This window comes from Rhodococcus jostii RHA1 (assembly GCF_000014565.1).
In the GTDB taxonomy this organism is placed as follows: Bacteria; Actinomycetota; Actinomycetes; order Mycobacteriales; family Mycobacteriaceae; genus Rhodococcus_F; species Rhodococcus_F jostii_A.
Genome location: NC_008268.1, coordinates 1,599,392 through 1,626,332 on the forward strand (window position 1 = coordinate 1,599,392; position 26,941 = coordinate 1,626,332).

26 protein-coding genes, 1 tRNA gene and 1 pseudogene are annotated in these 26,941 nt (G+C 67.8%); 10 read left to right on the forward strand and 18 right to left on the reverse strand.

Features of this window, described 5'->3' with window-relative positions:
• Window positions 1-24 precede the first annotated feature (24 nt).
• The 6 genes and pseudogenes from RHA1_RS07360 to RHA1_RS07385 all read right to left on the reverse strand — a co-directional run bounded on the left by RHA1_RS07360 (window position 25) and on the right by RHA1_RS07385 (window position 6,012).
• Window positions 25-676: pseudogene (locus tag RHA1_RS07360) on the reverse strand (formylglycine-generating enzyme family protein).
• A 7-nt stretch (window positions 677-683) separates the two neighbouring features.
• Window positions 684-1,085 carry a nuclear transport factor 2 family protein gene (locus tag RHA1_RS07365; RefSeq protein ID WP_009474206.1) on the reverse strand — a complete coding sequence of 134 codons (402 nt, stop codon included), beginning with the start codon at window positions 1,083-1,085 and terminating at the stop codon, window positions 684-686.
• On the reverse strand, window positions 1,082-2,212 hold the full coding sequence (locus RHA1_RS07370) for a 3'(2'),5'-bisphosphate nucleotidase CysQ (protein ID WP_011594496.1): 1,131 nt from the start codon (window positions 2,210-2,212) through the stop codon (window positions 1,082-1,084). The genes RHA1_RS07365 and RHA1_RS07370 overlap by 4 nt, the downstream gene beginning before the upstream one ends.
• The gene (gene cysC / locus RHA1_RS07375; RefSeq protein ID WP_011594497.1) at window positions 2,202-4,052 is read right to left on the reverse strand and encodes a sulfate adenylyltransferase subunit CysN; all 1,851 of its coding nucleotides are present in this window, start codon (window positions 4,050-4,052) and stop codon (window positions 2,202-2,204) included. Before cysC ends, RHA1_RS07370 begins: the two co-directional genes overlap by 11 nt.
• Complete coding sequence (gene cysD / locus RHA1_RS07380; RefSeq protein ID WP_011594498.1) at window positions 4,052-4,969, reverse strand: sulfate adenylyltransferase subunit CysD; 918 nt, start codon at window positions 4,967-4,969, stop codon at window positions 4,052-4,054. The genes cysC and cysD overlap by 1 nt, the downstream gene beginning before the upstream one ends.
• A 119-nt stretch (window positions 4,970-5,088) precedes the next feature.
• On the reverse strand, window positions 5,089-6,012 hold the full coding sequence (locus RHA1_RS07385) for a helix-turn-helix domain-containing protein (RefSeq protein ID WP_011594499.1): 924 nt from the start codon (window positions 6,010-6,012) through the stop codon (window positions 5,089-5,091).
• A 93-nt stretch (window positions 6,013-6,105) separates the two neighbouring features.
• Here RHA1_RS07385 and RHA1_RS07390 point away from each other — a divergent pair, with 93 nt between their 5' ends.
• Genes RHA1_RS07390 through RHA1_RS07400 form a run of 3 tightly spaced genes read left to right on the forward strand, consistent with a single transcriptional unit; the run spans window position 6,106 to window position 9,243 of the window.
• On the forward strand, window positions 6,106-7,272 hold the full coding sequence (locus RHA1_RS07390) for a hypothetical protein (protein WP_011594500.1): 1,167 nt from the start codon (window positions 6,106-6,108) through the stop codon (window positions 7,270-7,272).
• A 5-nt stretch (window positions 7,273-7,277) separates the two neighbouring features.
• Complete coding sequence (locus RHA1_RS07395; protein ID WP_011594501.1) at window positions 7,278-8,066, forward strand: SDR family oxidoreductase; 789 nt, start codon at window positions 7,278-7,280, stop codon at window positions 8,064-8,066.
• Window positions 8,067-8,085: 19 nt separating this feature from the next.
• The gene (locus RHA1_RS07400; RefSeq protein ID WP_011594502.1) at window positions 8,086-9,243 is read left to right on the forward strand and encodes a sulfotransferase family protein; all 1,158 of its coding nucleotides are present in this window, start codon (window positions 8,086-8,088) and stop codon (window positions 9,241-9,243) included.
• On the opposite strand, the gene RHA1_RS07405 is transcribed toward RHA1_RS07400, so the two are convergent.
• Complete coding sequence (locus tag RHA1_RS07405; protein WP_011594503.1) at window positions 9,227-9,886, reverse strand: arsenate reductase/protein-tyrosine-phosphatase family protein; 660 nt, start codon at window positions 9,884-9,886, stop codon at window positions 9,227-9,229. The genes RHA1_RS07400 and RHA1_RS07405 overlap by 17 nt on opposite strands.
• Window positions 9,887-10,190: 304 nt before the next feature.
• Here RHA1_RS07405 and RHA1_RS07410 point away from each other — a divergent pair, with 304 nt between their 5' ends.
• Together RHA1_RS07410 and RHA1_RS07415 are read left to right on the forward strand one after the other, a co-directional pair.
• Window positions 10,191-10,799 carry a ClpP family protease gene (locus RHA1_RS07410; protein ID WP_005568279.1) on the forward strand — a complete coding sequence of 203 codons (609 nt, stop codon included), beginning with the start codon at window positions 10,191-10,193 and terminating at the stop codon, window positions 10,797-10,799.
• Window positions 10,800-10,803: 4 nt separating this feature from the next.
• A complete protein-coding gene (locus tag RHA1_RS07415) occupies window positions 10,804-11,388 on the forward strand; it encodes an ATP-dependent Clp protease proteolytic subunit (RefSeq protein WP_005264590.1) in 585 nt (194 codons plus the stop codon).
• A 9-nt stretch (window positions 11,389-11,397) separates the two neighbouring features.
• On the opposite strand, the gene RHA1_RS07420 is transcribed toward RHA1_RS07415, so the two are convergent.
• The 3 genes from RHA1_RS07420 to RHA1_RS07430 all read right to left on the reverse strand — a co-directional run bounded on the left by RHA1_RS07420 (window position 11,398) and on the right by RHA1_RS07430 (window position 14,484).
• Window positions 11,398-11,745, reverse strand: a complete 348-nt coding sequence (locus RHA1_RS07420) for a helix-turn-helix domain-containing protein (RefSeq protein WP_011594504.1) — start codon at window positions 11,743-11,745, stop codon at window positions 11,398-11,400.
• Window positions 11,746-11,851: 106 nt separating this feature from the next.
• Entirely contained in the window at window positions 11,852-12,700 is an 849-nt protein-coding gene (locus tag RHA1_RS07425; RefSeq protein WP_009474216.1) for an alpha/beta fold hydrolase, read from the reverse strand.
• A complete protein-coding gene (locus RHA1_RS07430; RefSeq protein ID WP_011594505.1) occupies window positions 12,697-14,484 on the reverse strand; it encodes an N-acyl-D-amino-acid deacylase family protein in 1,788 nt (595 codons plus the stop codon). The genes RHA1_RS07425 and RHA1_RS07430 overlap by 4 nt, the downstream gene beginning before the upstream one ends.
• Before the next feature lie 97 nt (window positions 14,485-14,581).
• On the opposite strand from RHA1_RS07430, the gene RHA1_RS07435 reads away from it, so the two are divergent.
• Window positions 14,582-15,190 (forward strand): TetR/AcrR family transcriptional regulator, encoded by a 609-nt coding sequence (locus RHA1_RS07435; protein WP_011594506.1) that lies wholly within the window; start codon window positions 14,582-14,584, stop codon window positions 15,188-15,190.
• 150 nt (window positions 15,191-15,340) lie between these two features.
• Here RHA1_RS07435 and RHA1_RS07440 read toward each other — a convergent pair whose 3' ends face one another.
• Window positions 15,341-15,859 (reverse strand): SRPBCC domain-containing protein, encoded by a 519-nt coding sequence (locus RHA1_RS07440; protein ID WP_011594507.1) that lies wholly within the window; start codon window positions 15,857-15,859, stop codon window positions 15,341-15,343.
• Complete coding sequence (locus RHA1_RS07445; RefSeq protein ID WP_009474220.1) at window positions 15,856-16,158, reverse strand: ArsR/SmtB family transcription factor; 303 nt, start codon at window positions 16,156-16,158, stop codon at window positions 15,856-15,858. Before RHA1_RS07445 ends, RHA1_RS07440 begins: the two co-directional genes overlap by 4 nt.
• Before the next feature lie 204 nt (window positions 16,159-16,362).
• Between RHA1_RS07445 and RHA1_RS07450 the strand changes: the two genes are divergently transcribed.
• Window positions 16,363-17,976 (forward strand): class I adenylate-forming enzyme family protein, encoded by a 1,614-nt coding sequence (locus RHA1_RS07450; protein ID WP_011594508.1) that lies wholly within the window; start codon window positions 16,363-16,365, stop codon window positions 17,974-17,976.
• A 53-nt stretch (window positions 17,977-18,029) separates the two neighbouring features.
• Complete coding sequence (locus RHA1_RS07455; RefSeq protein ID WP_011594509.1) at window positions 18,030-19,334, forward strand: MFS transporter; 1,305 nt, start codon at window positions 18,030-18,032, stop codon at window positions 19,332-19,334.
• Between the two features lie 47 nt (window positions 19,335-19,381).
• On the opposite strand, the gene RHA1_RS07460 is transcribed toward RHA1_RS07455, so the two are convergent.
• Window positions 19,382-19,453, reverse strand: a tRNA-Cys gene (locus RHA1_RS07460).
• 93 nt (window positions 19,454-19,546) lie between these two features.
• Here RHA1_RS07460 and RHA1_RS07465 point away from each other — a divergent pair.
• The gene (locus RHA1_RS07465) at window positions 19,547-20,797 is read left to right on the forward strand and encodes a multidrug effflux MFS transporter (protein WP_011594510.1); all 1,251 of its coding nucleotides are present in this window, start codon (window positions 19,547-19,549) and stop codon (window positions 20,795-20,797) included.
• Window positions 20,798-20,851: 54 nt separating this feature from the next.
• Window positions 20,852-21,385 carry a MarR family winged helix-turn-helix transcriptional regulator gene (locus RHA1_RS07470; protein WP_009474224.1) on the forward strand — a complete coding sequence of 178 codons (534 nt, stop codon included), beginning with the start codon at window positions 20,852-20,854 and terminating at the stop codon, window positions 21,383-21,385.
• 59 nt (window positions 21,386-21,444) lie between these two features.
• On the opposite strand, the gene RHA1_RS07475 is transcribed toward RHA1_RS07470, so the two are convergent.
• Genes RHA1_RS07475 through RHA1_RS07495 form a run of 5 tightly spaced genes read right to left on the reverse strand, consistent with a single transcriptional unit; the run spans window position 21,445 to window position 26,878 of the window.
• A complete protein-coding gene (locus RHA1_RS07475) occupies window positions 21,445-22,221 on the reverse strand; it encodes an enoyl-CoA hydratase (RefSeq protein WP_011594511.1) in 777 nt (258 codons plus the stop codon).
• The gene (mmsB, locus tag RHA1_RS07480; RefSeq protein WP_272942751.1) at window positions 22,218-23,258 is read right to left on the reverse strand and encodes a 3-hydroxyisobutyrate dehydrogenase; all 1,041 of its coding nucleotides are present in this window, start codon (window positions 23,256-23,258) and stop codon (window positions 22,218-22,220) included. Before mmsB ends, RHA1_RS07475 begins: the two co-directional genes overlap by 4 nt.
• Window positions 23,150-24,220, reverse strand: a complete 1,071-nt coding sequence (locus RHA1_RS07485; RefSeq protein WP_011594512.1) for an enoyl-CoA hydratase/isomerase family protein — start codon at window positions 24,218-24,220, stop codon at window positions 23,150-23,152. The genes mmsB and RHA1_RS07485 overlap by 109 nt, the downstream gene beginning before the upstream one ends.
• Complete coding sequence (locus RHA1_RS07490; protein ID WP_011594513.1) at window positions 24,217-25,365, reverse strand: isobutyryl-CoA dehydrogenase; 1,149 nt, start codon at window positions 25,363-25,365, stop codon at window positions 24,217-24,219. Before RHA1_RS07490 ends, RHA1_RS07485 begins: the two co-directional genes overlap by 4 nt.
• A 10-nt stretch (window positions 25,366-25,375) precedes the next feature.
• Complete coding sequence (locus tag RHA1_RS07495) at window positions 25,376-26,878, reverse strand: CoA-acylating methylmalonate-semialdehyde dehydrogenase (protein WP_005564060.1); 1,503 nt, start codon at window positions 26,876-26,878, stop codon at window positions 25,376-25,378.
• Window positions 26,879-26,941: the final 63 nt, after the last annotated feature.

Sequence of the window (26,941 nt, forward strand, 5' to 3'; positions counted from 1 at the left end):
CTAACTTGAACCTGACGTCAACATTTATTCCGGAGTGAATGCACCCCGAGCCAGACGGAATCCGACGTCGTCGATGCGATAGGTCGGGTGACTGCGCCGACGCACGGAGGCACGGCAACTCCAGTGCTCGTCGAACCACCCACCGCCGCGCAGTACCCGGTACGTGCCGTACACCTCGGGGTCGTACAGATCCCAGCACCACTCCCACACATTGCCCAGGGTGTCGTGCAGGCCCCAGGCGTTCGGCTGCTTCCCCCCCCACATCCCGCGACCGGCCGTCGGAGTTGCCGCGGTACCACGCAATCGCGTCGAGCGGGCCGTACCGCGGACCCGTGGTGCCCGCCCGGCAGGCGCGTTCCCATTCCGCCTCGGCCGGAAGCCGGTACCCGTCGGCCGTGGTGTCCCACACGACGTCGTTGCTGGTTACGCGATAGGCAGCGCCGAGCCCGGCGCGCTCGGACAGGGTGTTGCAGAACAGGATCGCGTCCCGCCACGACACTCCGTCGACCGGCAGCCGCGTTCCCCGCGTCGTGCCCGGCCACTCGCCGGTGATCTCGGCGTACTCTCCCTGCGTCACAGGGTGGACGGCGACCTCGAAGGCATTCAGCTCAACGCTCCAGCTGCGGGTGGTCCGCCGATCCGACAGCGTGATCTCCCCGGCCGCGACGGCGATCATCGGGCCGCTATCCACCGCCGGCAGCAGCCTGGATCGGTGCCATGTCGAAGTAGTCGCGCCAGGTGGTGATCTTGCCGCCGGTGATCTCGAAGACCCCGACGACGGGCAGTTCGACGACGTTGCCGTTCAGCGTGAACACGTCGATCCGCTCGTTCATCACCACCCCGCTCGATTCCTCGGCGTTGGGGCTCTGACCGCCATCGGTGACCTGCCGGTGCACACGGAAGTCGATGCCGCCGAACGCCGCGATGAAGCCGGCGACGAACTCGCGGATCGCGTCACGCCCGATGACGGGTTCCATCGGAATGTTGTGGTAAACGGCATCTTCCGCGAAGTACTCCGCGATTTTCGCCGGATCGGGCTCGATCCACTCGGCGCAGAATTGGGTGACCAGTTGATCCGGAGTCATCGGTTCTCCCTTTCGATCGCGGACGGTTCGATGATGGCCATGACGGACTGGATCGCCCCGGCCGGGATGTCGAAGTGTTCCGTGATCCGGACGGACGTCACCTCGGTGGGCGTGGCGCCGAGATCGAGCACGAACCGCGCCACCACGTTGTCACCCCACTCGTGGAAGGAGAGTTCGCGCACGGCCTGGATGGCCTGATACTGCAGGCCGTTCTCGAGTTCGTCCCGGATGAAGGCCCCCGATTCGCCCGTATGCTGCCCGTTCTCCACGCGCCATGCATTGTCCGCGAGACGCACCTTGGTGGCGTCGTGGCTGACCAGCGCATCGATATAGGCCCTGGCCATCGCGACCCGGCCGCTGTCGGCCGTGTCGGTGGCGTGTGTCGCGATCGCGGCGAGCAGCGGCCGAGCCAGCTCCGGTCGGCAGATCAGGAGGTCGGGCAGGTAGGGGTGGGACTCGTTGTAATCCAACGGAGTTCCGTCGATCCGCGAGCAGTGCAGGCCCGCAGCCTCGGCGACGCCGACGGGGGCGGCCGAGTCCCATTCCCACTGCCCACCCGCGTGGATGTAGGCGTCCACGTCCCCACGAAGCACGGCCATCGCCTTCGCTCCGGCCGAACCCATGGTGGTGACCTCGGCACCGATCTCCGTCGCGACGGCGTCGACGAAGGCGGGCGGCCTGCTCGCGGACACGACGATCCGTGGTCGTGCCGGGAGCTGTTCGGTATGCACCGCGTGGCTGTCGTCGTCACTGGCATACACCGCACCCAGTGCCGGTTGCGCGACCGCTGCCGCCGTGATGCCCCGGCCGCGTTCCCACAGTGCGACGTGCACCGCCCAATCCGAGTGACCGGGCAGTCCGTACTCCTTGGAACCGTCGAGCGGGTCGATGATCCACACCCGGGAACTCTCCAGCCGCGACCGGTCGTCGGCGGACTCCTCGGAGAGGATCGCGTCGTCGGGTCGCTCCGCGGAGAGCTTGCCGAGAATGAACGCGTCGGCGGCGACGTCGCCCCGCCTGCCCAGTTCACGACCGTCCGCCGATCCGAGTCCCGCGGTGCGGATGTCCAGCAGCAGGGCACCGGCACCGGAGGCGATGTCGGCCGCGAGTCGTGCGTCAGTGATCACGTCTCAACAATTCCATAATTCTCTCGGCTTGTTCGGTCGGCGTGCCGTCCCCGGGCCGGAGGACGAGTTCGGCGTGCTCCGGGGCCTCGTACGGGTCGTCGACCCCGGTGAACCCGGTGATCTCCCCCGCGCGGGCTTTCGCGTACATGCCCTTGGGGTCCCGCGCCTCGCACTGCTCCACCGGCGTGTCGACGAACACCTCGACGAAGTCGAGCCCGGCAGCCCGGTGCTGCTCCCGGACGCGGTCCCGGTCGGCGCGGTACGGGCTGATCAGGGACGCGATCGCGACCACCCCGGAGTCCGCGAGCAGTTGTGCCACGGCGCCGACGCGGCGCACGTTCTCGGCGCGGTCCTCGGCACTGAAACCGAGGTCGGCGTTCAGACCGTGACGCAGGTTGTCGCCGTCCAGCCGGTAGGCGGGCACCCCGGCCGCGACGAGACGTCGTTCGAGTTCCACCGCGACCGTCGACTTTCCCGACGCCGACAGTCCCGTCAGCCACACCGTGCGACCCCGCGTCGCCCGCTCGTCCCGCGAGACGGCCGCGGCGTGCCACACCACCTTGGAACGCGACAGCGTCGGCCCGGTGATCATGCCGGCGGCGACGGTGTTGTGGGTCGACTCGTCGACGAGGATGAAACTGCCCGTCACGTGGTTGCGGCGGTACGGGTCGAACATCAGCGGCTGCGACGTCCTCAACTGGACACGGCCGATCTCGTTGAGCGAGAGCGACTGTGTGGACTCGTCGCGGTGCAGGGTGTTCACGTCGAGGCGGTAGTCGAGCCGCACGACGGAAGCCCTGGTGGCGCGGGTGGTGTGCAGCAGCGTGTACCGCGCGTCCGGCGTCAGCGAGGACTGTTCGCTGAACCAGCAGACCATCGCGTCGAGTTCCTGCCCGACGAGCGGACGGTTGTTGGGGCGGCACAGCACGTCTCCGCGACCCACGTCCAGCTGGTCGGCGAGCTGCACGCACACCGCCGACGGTGCGAACGCCTCGTCGAGGCGGGTTCCGCCGGGACCCCAGATGGCGCTGACGGTGGAGGTGAATCCGGACGGCAGCACCACCACCTCGTCGCCCGGCTTGAACACGCCGCTGGCGACCGTGCCCGCGTATCCGCGGAAATCGTGCAGCGCGGAATCGGTCCGGCGCTGCGGCCGGACCACGTACTGCACCGGGAACCGCGCGTCGATGAGGTTGCGGTCGGATGCCACGTGGACCTGCTCGAGGTAGTGCAGCAGCGACGCGCCCCCGTACCAGGCCATGTTGGCGGTGCGCTGCGCGATGTTGTCGCCGCGCAGCGCCGACACCGGGATGAACGTCAGGTCGTGGACCTCGAGTTTGATCGCGAACTGCCGGAACTCCTCCTTGATCTCCTCGAACCGTTCCTCGGACCATCCGACGAGATCCATCTTGTTGACGCACAGCACGAGGTGGGGAATTCCGAGGAGGCTGGCGATGAACGCGTGGCGGCGCGTCTGCTCGAGGATCCCCTTGCGGGCGTCGACGAGGATGAGGGCCAGGTCGGCGGTGGACGCGCCGGTCACCATGTTCCGGGTGTACTGCTCGTGCCCCGGCGTGTCCGCGATGATGAACTTGCGGTGCGGTGTGGCGAAATAGCGGTGCGCGACGTCGATGGTGATGCCCTGTTCGCGTTCGGCGCGCAGACCGTCGGTGAGCAGTGCCAGGTCGGCGTGCTCGTCGCCCCGCTCGCGGCTGGTGCGTTCGACCGCCTCGAGCTGATCCTCGAAGATCGCCTTGGAGTCGTACAGCAGCCGGCCGATGAGGGTGGACTTGCCGTCGTCGACGCTGCCCGCGGTCGCGACCCGCAGTAGCTGCGGCATCAGAAGTACCCTTCCTTCTTGCGGTCTTCCATGCCGGCCTCGGAGATCCGGTCGTCGGCCCGGGTGGCCCCGCGCTCGGTCAGCCTGCTCGCGGCGACCTCGGTGACCACGGCCGCGGCGGTGGTTGCCGACGACTCGACGCAGCCCGTGCACGTGGCGTCGCCGACGGTCCGGAAGCGGACGAGGGCCTCGTACGGCTCGTCACCGGGGAGCAGGGTCAGGAACCGGGTGTGCGCCAACAGCATTCCGTCGCGGGGCACGACCTCCCTGCGGTGCGCGTAGTACAGGGGCGGCAGTTCGATCTTCTCCTCGCTGATGTACTGCCAGATGTCGAGTTCGGTCCAGTTGGACAGCGGGAACACCCGGATGTGCTCCCCCTTGCGGTGCCTGCCGTTGTAGAGGCTCCACAACTCGGGGCGCTGCGCCCGCGGATCCCACTGCCCGAACTCGTCGCGGAAGCTGAACACCCGCTCCTTCGCGCGGGCCTTCTCCTCGTCGCGGCGGGCGCCGCCGAAGATGGCGTCGAATCCGTTGTCCCGGATCCCGCGCAGCAGCGCCGTGGTCTGGAGACGGTTGCGGCTGGCCCGCGGACCCGTCTCCTCGCTGACGCGGCCGGCGTCGATGTCGTCCTGCACGCTGGACACCACCATCCGCAGGTCGAGGCGGTCGACGGTCCGGTCGCGGAATTCGATGACCTCGTCGAAGTTGTGGCCGGTGTCGACGTGCATGACGGCGAACGGGAGCGGTGCGGGCCAGAACGCCTTGGCGGCCACGTGGAGCATCACCACCGAGTCCTTGCCGCCGGAGAACAGCAGAACCGGACGCTCGAACGTGGCGGCCACTTCTCGGAAGATGTGCACGGCTTCGGCTTCGAGCGCGCCGAGATGGGACAACTCGTACACGGGCGGTGCGGTCATGGGCGACTCCTCGTCGCGAGTGCCTTACCGGTCACTGGTCCATATTTGGACCAGCTCGGTCGAAAATGATTGCACCTCCGAGAATAGAACGTGTTTCAGATTGCGGTCAATGCCCGGTGTCACCGCGGCCGGCGGCCGCCCACCTCCGCCGTGATCGCGTCCGCGGCCGCAGCGAGAGCCTTGCCCCGCCGCGCGATCTCCGACGGCGCGAGTTCGGCGCCCACATAGAGCGTCAGGACCATCGCCTGATGCCCCTCGGGGTCGTACGTCGGCGCGGCGATGAGACTGACGGGGTGCGGCGCAGCGGGGTCCGCGCGTTCGGCGTCCAGGTACACCCGCTCCCCCAGGCTGGACACCATCTCACCGAGCACGTCGCGCAACTCCGGCGGCAGGTCGTGCGCGGCAACCCCGGCCATGAGCGTGTGCAGGCGCTGACCGACCGGAGTGAGCGTCTCCACGAGATACCCGGCCCGGGAACACTCGTCCACCACGGTGCGCAACCGGTCGCGGTCGAGACGCACCGGCAGGGTCGGCTCCCGGCGCAACCACGACTGCAGCGCGTCGTCGCCGTCCCACAGCACGTACATCAGGCCGACGGGCGGCGCGAACGGGTACATCTCCCCGACCTTGGCGGCGGCCCGCACACCCGGCGGACTCGTCAGCTCCAGGACGGTGATGCGGTCGCCGACCACCGCCGACGCCGTGCACGTCGTCCGGAACTCCTCGCTGAGCACGGCGAGATGCCTGCGCGCCACCGGCCCGGCCGCGAATCCTTGCTGCGCCGCGCGGCCGGCCGCGATGAGGGCGGGCCCGAGGCCGTACGTCTTGGTGGCGGGATCCCGGACGAGGTAGCCGCCGCGGGCCAGTTCGGTGAGGATTCCCAGGCAGGTGGGCTTGCTGATGTCGAGCTGCCGGGCCAGCTCCGACAACCCGAAGCGGTGCTCCTTGCGCGCCACCAGGAAGTCGAGCACCTGCACCACACGTTCGGTGGGCGGCGACCGTCGGCCCTGCGCCCGGTCAGGCGTCTCGTCCTCGTGCCCCATTGACCACTCCTTAGAACACGTTCTATTGTCGGTTCATCAACGTTCTACCACGCAGGTACATATTTGTACCACCCCCATCGTGAGGAGCACGGTGTGCTGACCGACCCATTCGCCGACGCCATGGCCGAGGCCGAGAAACTGATCGAGGGCGCCCCCCACATCCGCACCGAACAGGATCTGCTGGAGGGCTACCAGTACCTCGCCGGCGGCATTCTCGCCACGACGCACGCGGCCTGGGCCACCGAACAGTCGCACCCGACGTTCATCTCGGGCACCGGCCCGTACATGAAGATGGGCCTCGACAACCCCGACACGCTGTACTTCGGCGCGCGGATCAACGACGACGTCGAATACGTGGTCACCGGGCGGCGCGGCACCACCGCGGACCTGAGCTTCCAGGTGCTGAGCGGAAACTACACGGCCGCACACGTACCCGGCAGTGTCACCGCGTTCGACGACCGCGAGATCGACATCGCCCCCGACGGCTCGTTCGAGGTGCGATTCGGCCCCGACGAGAGCTCAGGCAGGCGCAACTACTTCACCCTCGCGCCGGGTTCGTCGCAACTGGTGGTCCGGGAGGTGTACAGCGACTGGAGCCAGCAGCGCGGCACCATCCGCATCGCCAGGGCGGATACGACGGGTACTCCTCCGGGTCCGCTCACCCGGGAAGCCGTCGAGAAGCGTTACGCCCGTGCGGGCAGAGCCCTCGTCTCCCGGGTCAAGACGTGGCTGCAGTTCCCGGAGTGGTTCTATCTGAACCTGCCGGTGAACACGATGACCGAACCGCGGCTGACGCCGGGCGGCCTCGCCACGCAGTACTCGTCCGTCGGGCACTACGAACTCGCCGACGACGAGGCCATCGTCATCACCGTCCCGAAAGCCGATGTGCCCTACCAGGGTTTTCAGCTGGGCAGCATGTGGTACATCTCCCTCGACTACGTCAATCACCAGACCTCGCTGAACGTCGCCCAGTCGCAGGTGGATCCGGACGACCACATCCGTCTCGTCGTCAGCGAGCGCAACCCCGGCGTGGCCAACTGGATCGCCACCGTCGGGCACCTCCGCGGGTACCTGCAGTTCCGCTGGCAACGCGTCTCCCGCGAACTGACCCCGGCCGACGGGCCCCGCATCGAGGTCGTGAAGTTCGACGAGATCCATCGGGCGCTGCCGTACTACGACTCCAACAAGATCTCGCCCGAGGACTTCGCCGCACGCATCGCCGCACGCCAGGCCGCGGTCGCGGACCGGATGCTGGGGTGACCGCCATGACTGCTCCGCAACTCCTGCAGGACAGGGTGGTCGTCATCTCCGGCGTCGGACCGGCCCTGGGCCGCACCCTCGCCGTCCGCTGCGCCGACGCCGGCGCGGACGTGGTGCTGGCCGCCCGCACCGCATCGCGTCTCGACGAGGTTGCCAAAGAGATCATCGCCGTCGGCCGCCGCGCGGTGACCGTCCCGACCGACATCACGGATCAGGCATCGGCCGAGAATCTGGTGTCCGCTGCCGTCGACGCGTACGGCAAGGTCGACGTGCTGATCAACAACGCGTTCTCGGTTCCGTCGATGAAACCGCTGGCCCGCACGGAATTCGACCACCTCCGCAGCAGTTTCGAGCTGACCGTGATCGGGGCGCTGCGGCTGACCCAGCTGTTCACCCCCGCGCTCGCCGAAGCGAACGGAGCGGTGGTGAACATCAACTCGATGGTGCTCCGGCACTCACAGGAGCGGTACGGCAGCTACAAGATGGCCAAATCCGCCCTGCTCGCGACGTCGCAGTCGCTTGCCACGGAACTGGGACCGCAGGGTATCCGCGTCAATTCCGTTGCTCCCGGCTATATCTGGGGAGACACGCTGAAGCAGTACTTCACGCACCAGGCCGAGAAGTACGGGACGACCGTCGAGCAGATCGACGAGCACACCGCCGCGAACACCGATCTGAAGAGGCTCCCCACCACCGAGGAGGTGGCCGACGCCGTGATCTTCCTGGCCTCACCGTTGGCGAGCGCCGTGACCGGCCAGTGCCTCGACGTCAACTGCGGCGAATTCCATCATTAGCGACGAGAACCGGAGCATCATGAGCGAGCGCACCACCGTCGGCACGGTCGAGGACCTTCACGCCTCGGCCACCCGTCTGACCGGCCTCACCGACTTCGGCGTGGACGACTACACCGAGGCCCTCGGCGTCCTGCTGGACTCGTATCACGTCGACGAGAAACTGACCCCGCTCGGCAGCAAGGTGTCCCGGGTGTTCCTCCGCGGCGCCCTGGTGGCGCGGCTGCTGAGCGAGGCGGCGTGGAAGCAGAACCCCGAGCACGCGGACGTGCGGATCGAGCGGCCGATCTTCGTCACCGGACTTCCCCGCACGGGGACGACGGCGCTGCACCGGCTGCTCACCGCGGACCCGTCGCATCAGGGCCTGGAGATGTGGCTGACCGAGATGCCCCAGCCCCGGCCGCCGCGCGAGACGTGGGAATCGAATCCCGTGTTCCAGAAGATCGAGGAGGGCTTCAGCCGCCACCACATCGAACGCCCCGAATTCATGGGCGTGCACTACATGTCGGCGAGCGAGGTCGAGGAGTGCTGGCAACTGCTGCGGCAGACGTTCAAATCGATCTCCTACGAGTGCCTGGCCTCTCTCCCGACGTACTCCCGCTGGCTGGAAGGCCAGGACTGGACCAACGCCTATCAGCGGCACATGAAGAACTTGCAGCTGATCGGACTTCCCGATCGGGACCGCCGCTGGGTGCTGAAGAATCCCAGCCACCTGTTCGCGCTCGACGAGTTGCTCGCGGTGTATCCGGATGCCCTGATCGTCCAGACCCACCGGCCGCCGTGCACGATCGTCCCGTCGGTGTGCAGCCTGGCGGAACAGGCGACGGAAGGGTGGTCGGAGAAGTTCCGGGGCAGCGTCATCGGGGAGAGCCAGCTCGAGCTGTGGGCGCGGGGCCTGGAGCAGTTCACCGCGGCCCGCGCCCGGCACGACCCCGCTCAGTTCATCGACGTCGACTACCACGATTTCGTGGCCGATCCGCTCGGCACTGTCGAAGGGGTCTACACGCACTTCGGGCTCGATCTCAGCTCCTCGGCCCAGTCGGCGATGGAGGCGATGCACGCCGAAAGTCGCAGCGGCGACCGCCGCCCGTCCCACAAGTACACACTCGAGGAATTCGGGCTGACGGCCGAGCAGGTGGACGAGAGATTCGCCAACTATCAGTTCAGCGCGACCAGCTGACGGGATAGTCGAGGATCGACGACGCCGCCCGCGCCGCGATCAACGGCCTGGGCGACAGGGGCAGGTGGACGACCGGGGACGGCAGCGGTTCGGGTTCGGGTTCGGGTTCCCGCATCTTCGTGCCGCTGCCGAGGTCGAGTGCGTCGAGCAGCGGCATCAGTTCGGCGGCGATCCGATCTCCCACCTGTGTGAACGCCGCCTCGCCGAGGCCGACGGGGTCGCTGATGTTCGCGTCGTCGATGGGCCCGTACTCCCTTCGCGCAATGGCGAGTTCGGCGACGGTGCGGGCACCGGTGTCGGTGGCGATCCGGCGGGCCTCGACAAGCGTGAACGTGCAGTGGCTCGTCCCGAGGAGCAGTTCCATCGAACGGTCCCGGATCTGCTCGGTCATCGCGAGGACGAGGTCGGCGCGTTTGATCATCTCGGGCCGCAGGCGCCGCGCTCGGAATCCTTCGGCGCTCGCGCCCAGGCCTTCGATGACGCGGGCGGCGACGGGTTCGATCGGAAAGCCCACGAGGGCGCGGACACCGGCGCTCTCCGCGGTGAGGTTCGGCAGGTCGTGGGCAAGCGCGTACGCGTGCGTCAGCCGCTCTGCAATCGGCGAGCGGCAGACGTTCCCGCTGCAGATGAACAGAACGTGCATGAGGGCACCCTAACCAGCGACTTCGCCTTCGCGCGCGGGCAATTCCACTGTCCGAGCGGTCTGTTTCCGACGTTCATCTGCCCGTGGCGAGTCGTTCACCCCTCGGACTCCTCGCAGTCACCTCGAATCACGAACGCCCAGCTCACCGCGGTCGACGCCGGAGTGCCGCCACGTATGCGATCTGCGTCACTTTCCGGGTGGGCGCCCCGCCGTCGCCGGGGGTTCGGAACCTCCCCGGCACAGGCCGTCTGCCCACAGCAGACAAGTGCCGGTCCGGCGCCGACGCGGCGGTAGTAATGGAGGCATGACCACAGCCGCACTACCCGACCTGAACTACCGCGACCTGTTGGCGGACAGACTGTTTCGCCAGCGCACGATCCTCCTCACCGGCGAGGTGGACGACGCCATGGCCGAGCGGGCCTGCTCCGAACTGGTGCTGCTCGCGGCCGCCGACCCCAAACGCGACATCGTGCTGTACATCAATTCCCCGGGCGGCTCCGTCTTCGCCGGCCTGGCCATCTACGACACGATGAAGCTCGTTCCGAACGACGTGGTCACCGTCGCCATGGGTTTCGCCGCCAGCATGGGCCAGGTACTGCTGTGCTCGGGCACCCACGGCAAGCGAATCAGCCTGGCGCACAGCCGCATCATGATGCACCAGCCCTCGGCGGGCATCGGCGGCACCGCCGTCGACATCGCCATCCAGGCCGAGAGCCTCGAACGGATGAAACGACAGTCGCAGGAGATCCTCGCCGCCGAGACGGGGCATCCGGTCGAGCAGATCGCCGAGGACAGCGACCGGGACCGGTGGTTCACCGCCGACGAGGCCCGTGACTACGGGATCGTCGACCGCGTCGTGTCCTCGTTCGCCGAGATCGCCCCGCACACCACCGCCCCGAGAATTGGATTGTGAAGCCATGTCCCAATACACCATTCCCCACGTCATCGAGCGCACCCCGGCAGGCGAGCGGTCGTTCGACATCTTCAGCCGACTGCTGAACGAGCGGATCGTCTTCCTGGGCACCGAGATCGACGACGGAGTCGCCAACGTCGTGATGGCACAGCTGCTCCACCTCCAGGCGGACAGTTCCGATCAGGAGATCGGGCTGTACATCAATTCGCCCGGCGGCTCCACGACCGCGATGCTCGCGATCTACGACACGATGCAGTTCCTCCGCCCGACCATCGCCACGTACTGCATGGGTCAGGCCGCGTCCGCCGCCGCCGTGCTCCTGGCGGCGGGAACCAAGGGACACCGCCACGTCCTGGCCCATTCCCGGACGCTTCTGCACCAGCCGTCCACCCAGGGCAACGGCACGATCTCCGACCTGGCGCTCCAGGCCGCGGAGATCATGCGGGTCCGTTCGCAGACCGAGGCGATCCTCAGTAAACACACCGGTCAGACCGTCGAGCGCCTGCGGCGGGACACCGACCGGGACCGCATCTTCACAGCCGAGGAGGCCATCGAGTACGGCCTGGCCGACACGCTCGTCGCGGCCTGACGGAAGCCGCTACGCGGCGAGCAGCGTGGGCACCTGCCGGTTCGGGCTCCTGGTCGCCGGGTTCCGGTTCGCCGCGCCGAGCCGGCGCCCGGACCGGAACAGCAGGTGTTCCACCGGCAGACCGAGCGCGCCACACACTGCGCGCAGCATCTCCGACGACGGCTCCTTCTTCCCGCGTTCGATCTCGGAGAGGTACTGCTTCGACATGCCGACGGCGGCGGCGACGTCCTCGAGACTCCGATCCTGGTCCCGGCGCGCCTCGCGGAGCACTCGCCCGTACAGCTCACGCACCAGCGGCTCCTCCCGTGATTGCTCGGGAGCGGCCGTCACCAGCGTCAGTCTGCGCTGAGCTTCCATACCTCCGGAGTCTTCCAGACGACGCACCCGGCCGGAGCGGCGTTCACCGACAGCGGACAGCCGATCAATACCGCCCGCCGACGGAGCGCGGACGGATCGATCGGCGTCACGACTGATCGAGCAGGTGGCTGCCGAGTAGTTCGTCGACGCGCTCGGCCGCCTCGTCCGGAATCCAGTGGCTCACGCCGCGGAGCACCTCGTAGGTGTACGGGCCGTCGACGAAGCGTGCGGTCAGCTCGGGACCTACCGGCCCGATCGCCGTGTCGCCGTCGCTCCACACGAAGAGCGTGGGCACCCGCACCTTCCGGGAGGCCGATCGGGGTGCGGTGAACGGGATGGCCCGATACCAGTTCAGGGCGCCCCGGGCCCGCGTCCGGTCGCGCATGGGCTCCAGGTCGCGCTTCGCACCGTCTTCGGATTGGCCGCTGGCGAGCAGTGCCCGGTAGCCGTAACCGTCCGGGGTGATCAGCCGCTCCGGAATCCACGGCAGCTGGAACGCGAACATGTACCAGGACTTCAGGATCTGGCGACTGGTGAGCATCGCCCGCACGAACGCCGCCGGGTGCGGCACCGACAGCGCCGTGAGCGTGCGAACCCTGTCGGGCCGTTCCGCCGCGATTCCCCAGGCCACCGCCGCGCCCCAGTCGTGCCCGACGACATGCGCCGGACCGAGGCCCGCCTGGTCGATGAGCGCGACGACGTCCGCGACCAGTTCCGAGGCGCGGTACGCCCAGCGGGCGCGGGGCCGGGCCCCGGCCGAATAGCCACGCTGGTCCGGCGCGAGGGTGCGGAATCCTCGCCGGTGCAGCAGCGGCGCCAGTTCGTCCCACGACCGCGAGTCCTGCGGAAATCCATGTAACAGCACCACCGGCGTGCCATCGATCGGACCCTCGTCGCGGACGTCGAACACGAGCCCGTCCCGGGTGAACGTGCCGATCCGTTCCGTGCCGCTCATCGGACGACCGGCTCACGCTGGCTGCGGTCGGCGGCCGACGCTCCGGCGCGGAGGAACCGTCCCGTCTTGGTGACGCCGAACCCGCCGGTGAACTCCCCGTCGCGGTAGACGAGCCTGCCGTTGATCACCGTCGCGACCGCCGCGCCGTCGCTGCGGTTCACCATCCGGCGCAGACCGCCGTACTCGGGGACCTCGGCCTCGAACAATCCGTCCACGGTGGCGTCGAGGCCCGCCGGATCGATGACGACGAGATCGGCGCGGTCCCCCTCGCGCAGATGTCCGGCGTCGATGCCGTACCAGTCGGCCAGTTCTCCCGTCAGCCGGTGGACGGCGCGTTCGACGGACAGGAATGGCTTGCGGTCGGACTGCGCGTCCTTGACCTTCTTCAGCAACCGGATCGGATAGTTGTAGAACGCCATGTTGCGTAGGTGCGCACCCGCGTCGCCGAATCCCATCTGCACGCCGGAGCTCGCCGCGAGTTTCTTCGCGAACTTGGGTCGATGATTGGCGATAGTGGTCCGCCACCGCAGGTCGGTGCCGTACTTCACGACGAGATCGAGGTACGCGTCGACCGGGTGGACGCCACGCAGGTCGCCCACCGCGCCGAACGTCTTGCCGATCAGCGTCTCGTCGGGGCAACCGACGATCACCGCGTCGTAGAAATTGCGGTGCCAGATGCGGGGGCTGAACTTGTTGTCGTAGTCCTTGCGGAACCGACGTCGGTAGGATTCGTCCTGCAGCAGGGCGTTTCGCTCCACCTGGTCCTTGAGATGCAGGGCCGCCGCGCCGGCACCGAACTCCTCGAACACCACGAGGTCGATTCCGTCCGCGTAGACGGTGAACGGCACCGGGAGGTGCTGCCACTTGAAGTCGGTCTTCGCGAAGCGGTTCAGCAGTGGCGCCGCGGCGAGCATGAAGTACACGATCGGCGGGTAGGCCTTCGAGTCCGCCGCCGACAGCAGCGACGTCTTGAGCGGCTTGCGTCGTCCCAGACCCGAACTCTCCGCGAAGAATCCCGCGATGTTGGGGTGCAGGTTGATCGTCGGCGCGCTCTGCAGGATCTTGCCATGCTCGCGCAGGATGCGGTTGAGGAAGCGGAACTCCTTCCACCGCGCGTACGTGGACGGCAATGAGCGCGAACGGTATTCGTCGCCGTCGATCTTGTCGAGCGCATTCGTCATCGAGGACAGGCCGAGGAAGCCGGCGTCCACGGCCTCGGTGAGCATCGTGCCCATCCGCTCGAGTTCGCGAGCACTCGGCTTGACCCGCTTGTCGGTGCCCCGGCCGAGGCCGAGCACATGGGTGCGGATGTCCGAGTGCCCGATGAAACCGGCGATGTTGGGGCCGAGCGGCAGCGATTCGAGTGCCTCGACGTACTCCGCCGGGCTCTGCCAGATCTTGTTCTCCTCCAGGATCCTGAGCACGGACTCGTGTGGCACGGCCTCGACCCGGCTGAACAGGTCGGCGCACTCGCGCGGCGTCGAGTACACGGTGGACAGGGAGCAGTTTCCGAGGACGACGGTGGTCACGCCGTGTCGCACCGACTCCGGCAGTCCGGGGCTGACCAGCACCTCGGCGTCGTAGTGGGTGTGCACGTCCACGAACCCGGGGACCACCCATTTGCCTGCCGCATCGATGATCTCGGTGTCGGGCCCGACGGGCAGCGGACGGATCGATGCGCGGACGACGACACCGTCGCGGATGCCGAGATTGCGCCGCCGGGGCGCGGATCCGGTTCCGTCGAACCACAGCCCACCATTGACGACGACATCGAAATCCGACATTGTTGCGCTCCTCACACGGTATGTGTAACCCGAGGTTACGTTTCCCGTTGAGTAAAAGTCAATGGACGCCTCGAGGGGTTCCCAATAGAGTGCAGGGGTGGCCGCCGCACCCCGCTCTCCCGAAGATCGGCGCGCGCAGATCCTCGACGTGGCCGTCCGGCTACTCGAGACGGTGCCGTTCGACGACCTGTCGATGGACCAGGTGGCGGCCGAGGCGGGCGTCTCCCCGCCCCTGCTGTTCCACTACTTCAAGAACAAGCAGGGTTTTCGCAACGCCGTCCTCGAGGCCTCGGCCTCCGAACTCCAACGCCGGATGACACCGGACGCGGCGCTCCCCGTGTCCGGGCAGCTCCGGGCCGGGGTCGAGACGTTCGCGGACGCGGTGATCGAGCACCCCACCATCTATCTGGCGGTCATGCGGATGGCCGGTAGCGGCGACGAGCGGATGCGGCAGATCTACCGCGGCATGCGGCGCACGTTCACCCGCTGGATAGGCGCGTCGCTGGCCGAGTTCGGGGTGCCGACGACGCCCGCGCTCGAGGCCGCGATCTCGGGATGGCAGGCGTTCATGGAAGAGATCGTGCTGTCGTGGCTCGACGAGCCGACCATGGACCGTACGGACATGATCGATCTCTGCGAACGCGCTTTCTATCACCTGCTTCCGGCGGCAGGCGTCGACGTCGATGCACTCGACGTGACACGCTGATCCGGATCACACGGTCTCTCCCGGAGCGCGTCCGATGCAGGCCGGAACTGCTGGACGAGCGCCGTTTCGGCAGCGGCGTCGCCTTCCTCCACTACCGCGTCGCGTACCAGTAATTCGGCGCGCGTCGTGCCTCCCAGGGCCTACGGGATGTCATTGGCCGGCGCGCTGCGCCTCCAGGAATTGCCGTCCCGGCGTCGGGTCGACGCCGAAGCGCTCGGCGTAGCGCTCGTGAAGTTCCTCCCACCGGTCCCACGACCCGTGCGCCTCCGCCTCGGAGAGGAACCCGCCGGCGAGATGAGGCTCGAGCCGCGCGAAGTAGGTCTCCCAGCCGGCCGCGGTCTGCGCTGCGATCGCACGGTCGCCGAAGACATGAATGAAGATCAGCCGGCACCCGTCTCCCTCCGCGGTCAGATCGAAGCTGTACCGCTCACCGCCGAAGGTCCACGCCAGCCGATGGGGTGCATCGACCTCGATCACCTCGCCGGTCGCGCCGTAGGCCTCGAAGGTCTCCCCTGTCGCCGGTGTCCACTCGGCGGCGGCGGGAAACCAGCGCTCGAGCTCCGCCGGCACGCTGACCGCCCGCCACACGCGCTCGACCGAGTGGGCGAGCGTGCGCTCGAAACGCAGCGCCGGACGGCCGTCGATCGTCTCCAGGGTTCCGTCGGTCATGGGTTCTCCTCCAGGTGTCGTTCGAGGGCGTCGAGGCGCCTCGACCAGTACGCGCGATACGGCTCCAGCCACCGGTCGACCTCGGCGAGGGGTTCTGGGCGCAGCGCGTACAGACGTTGTTTGCCATCCGCGCGCACCACGACGAGCCCGGCCTCGCGCAGCACCTTGAGATGCTTGGACACGCCGGGCTGACTGAGCGCGATGCGCTCCACCAGTTCTCCGGCGGGTCGCTCACCCTCACGCAGCAGGTCGAGAATCTGCCTGCGGTGCGGCTCGGCCAGGGCGGCGTAGGCGCTCATAGCCTCATATTGCCAGACGGAAATATGAGCCGCAACCGTCGCTGGGGTCGCCACGGAAACCCCGGTTTCCGCCGAGCGGCGGGGGGCCCGACTTGACACACCTCGTGTGACACACAACACTTGCCCACACCGACCGAGCGAGTGATCGGTCGGCCGCTCGAATTCGGACATCCCGTTCCGACCGAGCCGGAGAAAGGACATGCGGTGTCGTCGACGTTCATCAACGACGGAATCCAAAAGCCACCCGTAGCGACCACTCTCGACGCGTGGCGATCGCGCGTGCAGGCGCATCCCGATCACCCGGCCGTGGCCTATTTCGATGGCGTCCTCACGGCCCGTGAGGTCGACGACCTGTCGGACGCCCTCGCCGTCGCGCTGAGCGAGTGGGGTGTCGGGCGCGGTGACCGGGTCGGCATCTACCTACAGAACGTGCCGCAGTACGTCCTCGCTCTGCTGGCGCTGTGGAAGGTCGGCGCAGCGGCGCTGGTACTCAACCCGATGTACCGCGGCAACGAACTCCGCCGCCTCGTCGACGACGGCGAACCGATCGGCATCATTTGCGAAGACGTGAGCGCCGCGGCCACGGCCGAGACCCTGCGCGGCAGCAGCGTGCGATTCTCGATCAGCACCAGCGCCCTCGATTTCCAGACCCGCAACGATCCGCGGGTGTTCGAGTCCACCACCCGCGCCACGCCGGCGACCGACGGCGACCTCGTCGAACTCCTCGCGCGTTTTGGCGGCAGGCGGCCTCCCCTGGTCGAACTCGGCGGAGACGACCTCGCGCTGCTCACCTACACCTCCGGGACCACCGGCCCACCGAAGGGCGCGCTCAACTCCCACGCCAACGTGCTGGCCACCGCACTCGACTTCGGTGACTGTGCCGGCGTCGTCGACGGGGACGTCGTGTTCGCCGTCGCTCCCCTGTTCCACATCACCGGTGCCATGCTCAATGCGGGTGTGGCCCTCGTCCGGGACTGTCTGCTCGTCTTCGCGAACAGGTTCAACGCGGCCGTCGCACTGGAAACATTCGTGGAGCACCGGGTGACCTACACGATCGGATCGATCACCGTGTTCAACGCACTGTCCGAGGTGCCGGGAGTGAGCGCGGACCACTTCGCCTCGGTCAAGACCCTCTACTCGGGCGGCGCGCCCATCCCGCCTGCGACCGTGGAGAAGTTCGAGGCCCGATTCGGCAAGTACATCCACAACGCATACGGGATGACCGAGACGACGGCCGGAGTGATCGCGGTGCCACCCGGCAAGCGGGCGCCGGTCGACCCGTCGAGCGGCTCACTGTCCATCGGTCTCCCGCTGCCCCGGGTGGACGTCCGCGCCGTCGACCCGAATGGCGACCCCGTTCCGCCCCACACAGCAGGCGAACTGGAAATCGCCGGACCGCAAGTTGTTTCGGGCTACTGGCGCAACCCCGACGCCTCCCGGGACACACTGCCCGGCGGACGGCTGCGCACCGGGGACGTCGCGATCATCGACGAGGCGGGGTGGGTGTACCTCGTCGACCGGCTCAAGGATCAGATCAACGTGTCCGGGTACAAGGTGTGGCCCCGTGAGGTCGAGGACACCCTCTACGAGCACCCGGCCGTGCACGAGGCCGCCGTCGTCGGGCAACCCGACGACTACCAGGGCGAATCGGTGGTGGCCTACGTCTCGCTCCGTAAGGGCGCGACCGCCACCGAGGACGAACTCGTCGCGTTCGCCCGCGACCGGCTCGCCGCGTACAAGCGGCCGCGACTGGTGCACATCATCACCGACCTCCCGAAGACTCAGACGGGCAAGATCCGTCGCAGCGACCTGCGCTGACAGCACCTCCCCTCGACATCTCGACTCCGCAACCCCGACGAAAGTGACTGCACGTGAACGTCGACCTCACTCGCCAGGACCAGCCTGACACCCATTTCGGCACCACCCTCGCCTCCCGCAAGAAATCGCTCCTCGCCAGCTCCGTCGGCAACGTCCTCGAGTGGTACGAGTGGAGCGCGTACGCGGTGTTCGCCCCGTTCATCGCGGCGGCGATGTTCAGCAACTCGGACCCGGTCTCGGCCTTGCTGTCCACGCTCGCCGTGTTCGCGGTCGGGTTCCTGATGCGCCCGCTCGGCGGGATCATCTTCGGCCGGATCGCCGACAAGCGCGGACGCAAGTTCGTCCTCGTCACCACCATGCTGATGATGGCCACCGGCAGCCTGATCATCGGGGTGATGCCCACCTACTCGACGATCGGCGCGTGGGCGTCGCTGATCCTGCTCACCGCGCGCGTCATGCAGGGCTTCGCGCACGGCGGCGAGTCCGCGACCGCGTATTCCTACGTCGGTGAGATCGCGCCTCCGCACCGGCGCGGCATGTGGGGCAGCGTCGCGTTCATCGCGATCTTCGGCGGTTCGGTGCTGGCCTACACCGTCGGCGGCGTCGTCACCACCTCCCTGTCCGACACCGCTGTCGGTCAATGGGGTTGGCGGATCCCGTTCCTCATCGGCGCGCTCCTGGCACTGTTCGCCCTGTACCTGCGCCGCAGCATGGACGAGAGCGACGTCTTCGACGCTGCGCAGAAGGATGACGATCAGCCGAGCATCCCCCGTCGCACCGTCGTCCGGGCGATCCTCCTGATGATCGGGATGACCTCGGGCATCACGGCCGCGCACTACACGTGGACGTCGTACATCTCCACGTACGCGATCACGCAGCAGGGCATGAACCCCGACACCGCGTACTGGATGCTGGTGATCGCTCAGCTGATCGCTCTGGTCTCGCTGCCGTTCCTCGGGTTGCTCTCCGACAAGATCGGCCGACGTCCCATGCTGGGCGCCTTCGCGGTTCTGATGTTCGTCCTGCAGTTGCCGCTGACGATGATGATCACGTCCGACGGGTGGACCCTGCTCGTCGCCACCACCGCCGCCCTGCTGATCGTCGCGGTCCCGGCGTCGATTCTGTCCTCCACGCTGTCGGAGAGTTTCCCGACGCGACTGCGCACCCAGGCGATCGGATTCGCGTATTCGTTCTCCGTCGCGGTGTTCGGTGGCACCGCCCCGTACCTGAACCAGCTCCTCCTCGGACTCGACCTCGGCTGGGTGTTCGGCGTCTACATCATGGTGCTGGCCGTCCTCACCGGCGTCGCGTGCCTGTTCATGAAGGAGACCAAGGGCATTCGCCTCGAAGACGTGTGAAACACGAAAGAGAACCGGCAGGTGCATCACCTGCCGGTTCTCACCCGAGCGAGTGACGGGATTCGAACCCGTGTGAACGGCTTTGCAGGCCGGTACCTCAACCACTCAGTCACACCCGCATCGATGATTACTGTGCCCGGCCGGTGCCCCGGACGCGAGGGTTACGCTCAGGGTGATTCTGAAACCGACACGCCGGGGCGGGAACAAACCACGTGCCCTCGTTGCTGTGTTGCTTCATGACCGAGACCGAAGAACGCGCCGCCCCGACCGCCGACCGGACAACCACCCGTCCCAGCCTTCGGGTGATCCTGGTACTGGGCGCGATGGTGGCCCTCGGTCCCTTCACCATCGACATGTACCTGCCCGCGCTTCCGGACATCGGAACCGACCTCGGCGCATCCTCGTCCGCGGTCCAGCTGACCATCACCGGCACTCTGCTCGGCCTCGCGCTGGGACAGTTGATCGTCGGACCGCTCGCGGACAGCCTCGGTCGCAGGCGGCCGCTGATCGCCGGTATCGGAGTCCACGTCGTCGCGTCCGTGCTCGCGGTCTTCGCGCCGACCGTCGCCGTTCTGGGTGTGCTTCGCGTCTTCCAGGGCATCGGGGCCGCCGCCGCAGCGGTGGTCGCGCTCGCCGTCGTGCGCGACCTGTTCTCGGGGAACACCGTGGCCGTCGTGATGTCGCGACTGATGCTCGTGCTCGGTGTCGCACCCGTTCTCGCCCCGAGTATCGGCGGGGCGCTCCTCATCGCCGTCGACTGGCGCGGAATCTTCGTCGTCCTCGCCGTGATCGGCACGCTGACGGCGTTGATCGGCGTGTGGGGTCTGACGGAGACGCTGCCGCCGGAGCGGCGGCGCAAGAGCAATCTGCGCGCCGTGCTGAGCACCTATAAGAGCCTGCTGGGCGACCGCGCGTTCATGGTGCTCGCCCTCGTGTCGAGTGTGGCGATGGGATCGTTGTTCTCGTACGTCTCCGGTGCGTCGTTCGTGTTCCAGGACCAGTACGGCCTGGACGAGCAGCAGTTCGCACTGCTGTTCAGCTCCGGCGCGATCGCTCTGATCGGCGCCTCGCAACTCAACGTCCGCGCCCTGGCACGCTGGTCACCGTTGCAGATCACGGTGTCGGCCCTCGCCTTCGCGACGGTGGCCGGGCTGGCGCTCGTCACCACCGCCCACTTCGAGTTCGGCGGGCTCGTCGGGTTCGTCGTTCCGCTGTGGTTCCTCCTCGCCGGTGTCGGCTTCGTCCTGCCCAACGCCCCGGCGCTGGCCCTCGGCCGGCACGGGGAGGCGGCCGGCACGGCGGCCGCACTGCTCGGCGCCCTGCAGTTCGGTGTCGGCGCACTGATCGCTCCCCTGGTCGGCGTGCTCGGCAACACCGGCGTCGCACTCGCGATCACGATGACGGCGTGCGCGGGACTCGGGCTGGTGGCGTTGGCGGCCGCCGCGAAGGCGGAAGCGCACTGACGACACGCTCGGCAGACTTTCGCGGCCCATCACCCGACATGGGATGATCGACGCATGCCACCACCGTCACCACTTCATCTCGACCCCATCGAAGAGGCCCACCGGCAGTGGACGAAGCACGGCTGGGGTGATGTCGCCGACGGCATGGCCGCGGTGACCTCGGTGATGCGGGCACAGCAGATCATGATGGCCAGGGTGGAAGAGGTGCTCAAGCCGTCGGGGCTCACTTTCGCCCGGTACGAATTGCTGACACTGCTGACGTTCACGCGCACGGGCGCGCTCCCGATGGCGAAGGCCAGCGCGCGCCTTCAGGTTCACCCCACGAGCGTCACCAACGCCGTCGACCGGCTCGAGACTGCGAACCTCGTGCGGCGTGTCCCGCATCCGAGCGATCGCCGCGCCACCCTGATCGAAATCACCGACGCGGGAAGGAAACTGGCTGTCGAGTCCACCGAGCGACTCAACGCCCAGGTGTTCTCGCGCCCCGGGGTGTCCGGCGACAAGCTGGAGCAGCTGGTCACGATCCTCGCCGAACTGCGCCGCGAGGCAGGCGATTTCGACACCGGGGACGCCCCCACCAAGTGGTGAGAGACGACTGTCGCCCCGCACCGGATCCCGGTGCGGGGCGACAGTCGTTTTCAGGGCTTCTAGCGGTGCTTGAATACTGGCGCACGCTTCTCGACGAACGCCGCCATCCCTTCCTTCTGATCCTCGGTGGCGAACGTCGAATGGAACACCCGACGCTCGAACCGGACACCCTCGGTGAGGGTGGTCTCGAACGAGCGGTTCACGGCTTCCTTCGCCATCATCGCGACCGGAAGCGACATCTCGGCGATGGTGGTCGCCGTCTGCAGCGCCTCGTCCAGGAGATCCGCGGCGGGCACGATCCGCGACACCAGTCCGGCGCGTTCGGCTTCCTCGGCGTCCATGTTCCGGCCGGTCAGGCACAATTCCATGGCCTTGGCCTTACCCACCGCGCGCGTCAGCCGCTGTGAACCGCCGATGCCGGGGATGACACCGAGCTTGATCTCCGGCTGACCGAACTTCGCGGTGTCGGCGGCGATCAGGATGTCGCAGAGCATCGCCAGCTCGCATCCGCCGCCGAGCGCGTAACCGGCGACGGCCGCGATCGTCGGCTTGCGGGCCGCGGCGAGCCGATCCCACGCGGCGAAGAAGTCGTCCAGGTAGACGTCCATGTACGACTTGGGCTGCATCTCCTTGATGTCGGCGCCCGCCGCGAATGCGCGATCGGAACCGGTGATCAGAATGGCACCGATCTCCGAATCCTTCTCCAACTCCTCTACCGCCGACACGACCTCGCGCATCAGCTCGGAGTTCAGGGCGTTGAGCGCTTTCGGACGGTTGAGGGTGATGATCCCCACCCGGCCCGTGCGTTCGAGCAGGATGGTCTCGAAGTCGGTCACTGGTCTCCCTTGGTAGAACGGTCACGGATGTCGTTGATGATGGCCGAGAAGTCCTGGCCACCACCACCGGCGGCGTGGAACCGGCTGTACAGCTCCGCGGCACGCAGCCCGAGGTCCGCCTCGACGCCGTTGGTCTTCAGCGCATTCGCGGCGAGACCGAGATCCTTGTCCATCAGCGCGGCCGCGAAGCCCGGCTGGTAGTCGTTGTTGGCCGGGCTCGTCGGAACCGGTCCGGGCACAGGACAGTTGGTGGTGAGCGCCCAGCACTGACCCGACGCGTTGGACGCGACGTCGAACAGGGCCTGGTTGCTCAGACCCAGCTTCTCGCCGAGGACGAACGCCTCGCTGACGGCGATCATCGACACGCCCAGAATCATGTTGTTACAGATCTTCGCGGCCTGACCGTTGCCCGGGTCTCCGCAGTGGACGACCTTCTTGCCCATCACGTCGAGCAGCGGCTTCGCGGACTCGAAGTCGTCCGCCGTGCCGCCGACCATGAACGCGAGAGTTCCCGCGGTGGCGCCGACGACGCCACCGGAGACGGGTGCGTCCACCGAACGGTGGCCCGCCTCGACCGCCTCGTCGTGCGCCGCCCGGGCGTCCGCGACGTCGATGGTGGACGAATCGATGAACAGGGTACCCGGCTTCGCGGCGGGCAGGATCTCCGCGTAGAGCCCGAGAACGTGCTTGCCGCTCGGCAGCATCGTGATCACGACGTCCACCTCACGCACGGCCTCGACGGCCGAATCAGCGACGGTGACACCGTCTTTCACTGCCTGTTCGAGTGCGGCGGGCGCGAGGTCGAAGCCGACCACCGTGTGCCCCGCCTTGACGAGGTTGGCCGCCATGGGACCACCCATGTGGCCGAGTCCCAGAAATCCGACGGTAGTGCTCATAGCAGTCCCTCCTGGACGCGTGTGGCTGGTGGTCAGTGCTGGCGCTGCGGGGCCGTGAGCCCGAGTTCGAGGTCGCCGAGTGGGGCGAAGAACGCGTCGACCTGCGCTTCGTCGACCTCCTCGATGGTGGCGGGCGACCATTGCGGGTTGCGGTCCTTGTCCACGACCTGCGCGCGGATGCCCTCGACGAGGTCGGGTGAGCTCAGGCAGGCGACGGACACCCGGAATTCGTCGTTGAGGACTTCCTCGAGGCTGCCGGCCCGCCGGGCGCGGCGCAGCGATGTCAGGGTGACCGCGCACGCGGTCGGCGACTTCGCGCGCACCTGCTCGGCCGCCTTCCGAGCCTCGGGGACCCCGCTGGCCTGCAGCCGGGCGACGATGTCGGCGACACTGTTCGCCGAGTACGCGGCGTCGATCCAACCCCGCTGCGCCAGCAGTTCCGAGGCGGGAGCCGGTTCGGTGAACTGTGCGAGCGCCTCCTGAACCGGCGTGGTCGACAATGCGTCGAGGAACCGCTCGATCTTCCCGGACGGGATGAAGTGGTCGGCGAACCCGCAGGCGATCGCGTCGCCGGCACCGAGCCGGGCGGTGGTCAGGGCGATGTGCGTGCCCAGCTCACCCGGGGTGCGGGCGAGCAGGTAGGTGCCCCCGACATCGGGGACGAAACCGATCCCGGTCTCGGGCATGCCGATCATCGACCGCTCGGTGACGATCCGCACGCTGCCGTGCGCCGACACCCCGACGCCGCCGCCCATCACGATGCCGTCCATGATCGCCACATACGGCTTGCCGTAGTTCGCGATGGCCGCGTTGAGGAGGTACTCCTCGCGCCAGAACTCCCGCGAACCGGTGCCCCCGTCCTTCGCGTCGTGGTAGATCGAGACGATGTCGCCGCCGGCGCACAGGCCACGCTCACCGGCACCGGTGATCACCACCGCCCGCACCGCATCGTCGCCGGACCACTCGGCCAACGCCGCCGCGATCTGCCGCACCATCGCATGATTGAGGGCGTTGATCGCCCGGGGCCGATTGAGCACGATCCGGCCCAGCCCGCCGCTCGTGGTGATCAGAACTTCCGGTTCCGTGGGTACCGCGTCGGTCATACCGCTCCTCTGTTTCCGATGACGCTGCGGGCGATGACCACCCGCATGATCTCGTTGCTGCCCTCGAGGATCTGGTGGACCCGCAGGTCGCGGACGATCTTCTCGATTCCGTACTCCGCAAGATAGCCGTAACCCCCGTGCAGCTGCAGCGCCCGGTTGGCCACCTCGAAACCGGTGTCGGTGGCGAAGCGCTTCGCCATCGCACACAGCTCGACGACGTCCGGAGCGCCGTCCTCCAGCGCGGCCGCCGCCCGCCACAGCAGGGTGCGGGCCGCCTCCAGCTCGGTGCGCATGTCGGCGAGCTGGAACTGCAGGGCCTGCGAGTCGAGCAACGGCGCACCGAACGCCTTCCGGTCCGCCAGGTAGGCGACGGCCCGCTCCAGCGCGGTCTGCGCGCCGCCCACCGAACACGCCGCGATGTTGAGCCGGCCCCCGTTCAGGCCCGCCATCGCGATCCGGAACCCGCCGCCCTCGGAACCGAGCAGATTGCCCGCCGGCACCCGCACGTCCTCGAAGATCACCTGACGGGTGGGCTGGGCGTTCCAGCCCATCTTCACCTCGTTCGGCCCGAACGACAGACCCGGCGAACCCTTCGGGACGATGAACGCCGAAATCCCGCCGGGCCCGCCCTCCCCGGTGCGGGCCATCACCACATACACCTCCGAGGTGCCGGCACCGGAGATGAACTGCTTGACCCCGTTGAGGACGTAGTCGTCGCCGTCGCGGACCGCCCGGGTGCTCAGCGCCGCCGCATCCGAACCGGCACCCGGCTCGGTCAGGCAGTAACTGCCGAGCTGATCCATCGAACACAGCCCCGGCACCCACGCACGGCGCTGCTCGTCGGTGCCGAACCGGTCGATCATCCACGTCACCATGTTGTGGATCGAGATGTAGGCGGCGATCGACGGGCACCCCTTCGCGAGCTGCTCGAAGATCCGGGCCGCATCGACACGAGTGAGCTCGGATCCCCCCACATCCTCGCGGATGTAGATCCCACCCATCCCCAACGACGCCGCCTTACGCAGGACATCCACGGGGAAATGCTTGGCCTGATCCCATTCCACGGCGTGAGGCGCGAGATGCTCGGCCGCGAAGTCGCGGGCAGTGTCGCTGATCGCCCGCTCGTCATCAGTCAAGGTGAACATGGAGGTCCGTTCAGTTCATGGTGGGGATGACGAAGTGGTTGGTCTCTTCCTTCTTGCCTGAGGGCCAACGCTGCGTCACGGTCTTGGTCTTGGTGTAGAAGCGGAACGAGTCGGGACCGTGCTGGTTCAGGTCGCCGAAGCCGGAGCGCTTCCAGCCGCCGAACGTGTGGTACGCGATCGGCACGGGGATCGGGACGTTGACGCCGACCATGCCGACGTTCACGCGGTTGGTGAAGTCGCGGGCGGTGTCGCCGTCGCGGGTGAAGATCGCGACGCCGTTGCCGTACTCGTGCTCGGTGGGCAGGCGGAGTGCTTCCTCGTAGTCCGCGGCGCGGGCGACGAGCAGGACGGGTCCGAAGATCTCTTCCTTGTAGACGCGCATGTCGGTGGTGACCTTGTCGAACAGGGTCGCGCCGGCGAAGAAGCCGTTCTCGTGGCCCTCGAGGGTGAAGCCGCGGCCGTCGATCACGGCCTCCGCGCCCTCGTCGATGCCGATCTGGATGTAGTTGTTCACCCGCTCGAGGGCGTCCTTGCTGACGAGCGGACCGAAGTCGGCGGACTCGTCGTCGCTGCGGCCGATCGTGAGCTTGCCGACCCGTTCGGTCAGCTTGGCGACCAGCGCATCCGCCGTCTCCTCGCCCACCGGGACCGCGACGGAAATCGCCATGCAGCGCTCACCCGCGGAGCCGTAACCTGCGCCGATGAGGGCGTCGGCCACCTCGTCGAGGTCGGCGTCGGGCATGATGATCGCGTGGTTCTTCGCGCCACCGAAGCACTGCGCACGCTTGCCGTGGGCCGCGGCGGTCTCGTAGATGTACTGCGCGATCGGCGTGGAACCGACGAAGCCGACAGCCTTGACGCGGTCGTCGGTGAGCAGGACGTCCACCACTTCCTTGTCACCGTTGACCACGTTGAACACGCCTGCGGGCAGACCGGCCTCGAGGAACAGCTCGGCCAGACGCAGCGGCACCGACGGGTCGCGCTCGGACGGCTTGAGGATGAACGCGTTACCGGCGGCCAGCGCGGGACCGGCCTTCCACAGCGGGATCATGGCCGGGAAGTTGAAGGGCGTGATGCCCGCGACGACGCCGAGCGGCTGACGCATCGAGTACACGTCGATGCCGGTTCCGGCGGATTCCGTGTACTCACCCTTGAGCAGGTGCGGGGCGCCGAGGGCGAACTCGATGACCTCGAGGCCGCGCTGGATGTCGCCCTTCGCGTCGGGGATCGTCTTGCCGTGCTCGGACGACAGGAGGCGCGCCAGCGAATCCATCTCCTCCTGCACGAGCTGGAGGAACTTCATCAGGACGCGGGCCCGCTTCTGCGGGTTGAACAGCGCCCATTCCCGCTGAGCATCCACCGCGTTCGCGATGATCGCCTCGGTCTCGGCCTTGTCGGCGAGAGGCACGCGCGCCTGGACCTCACCGGTATTGGGGTCGTAGACGTCGCCGAACTTGTTGGAGGCACCGGGGACGCGCTTGCCGCCGACGAAGTGGGATAGCTCTTGAACCATTGTGCGAACCCGTTTCTTGCTCGATGATGAAGGAGTTCCGAATATGTAGCCCATCCTATAGTT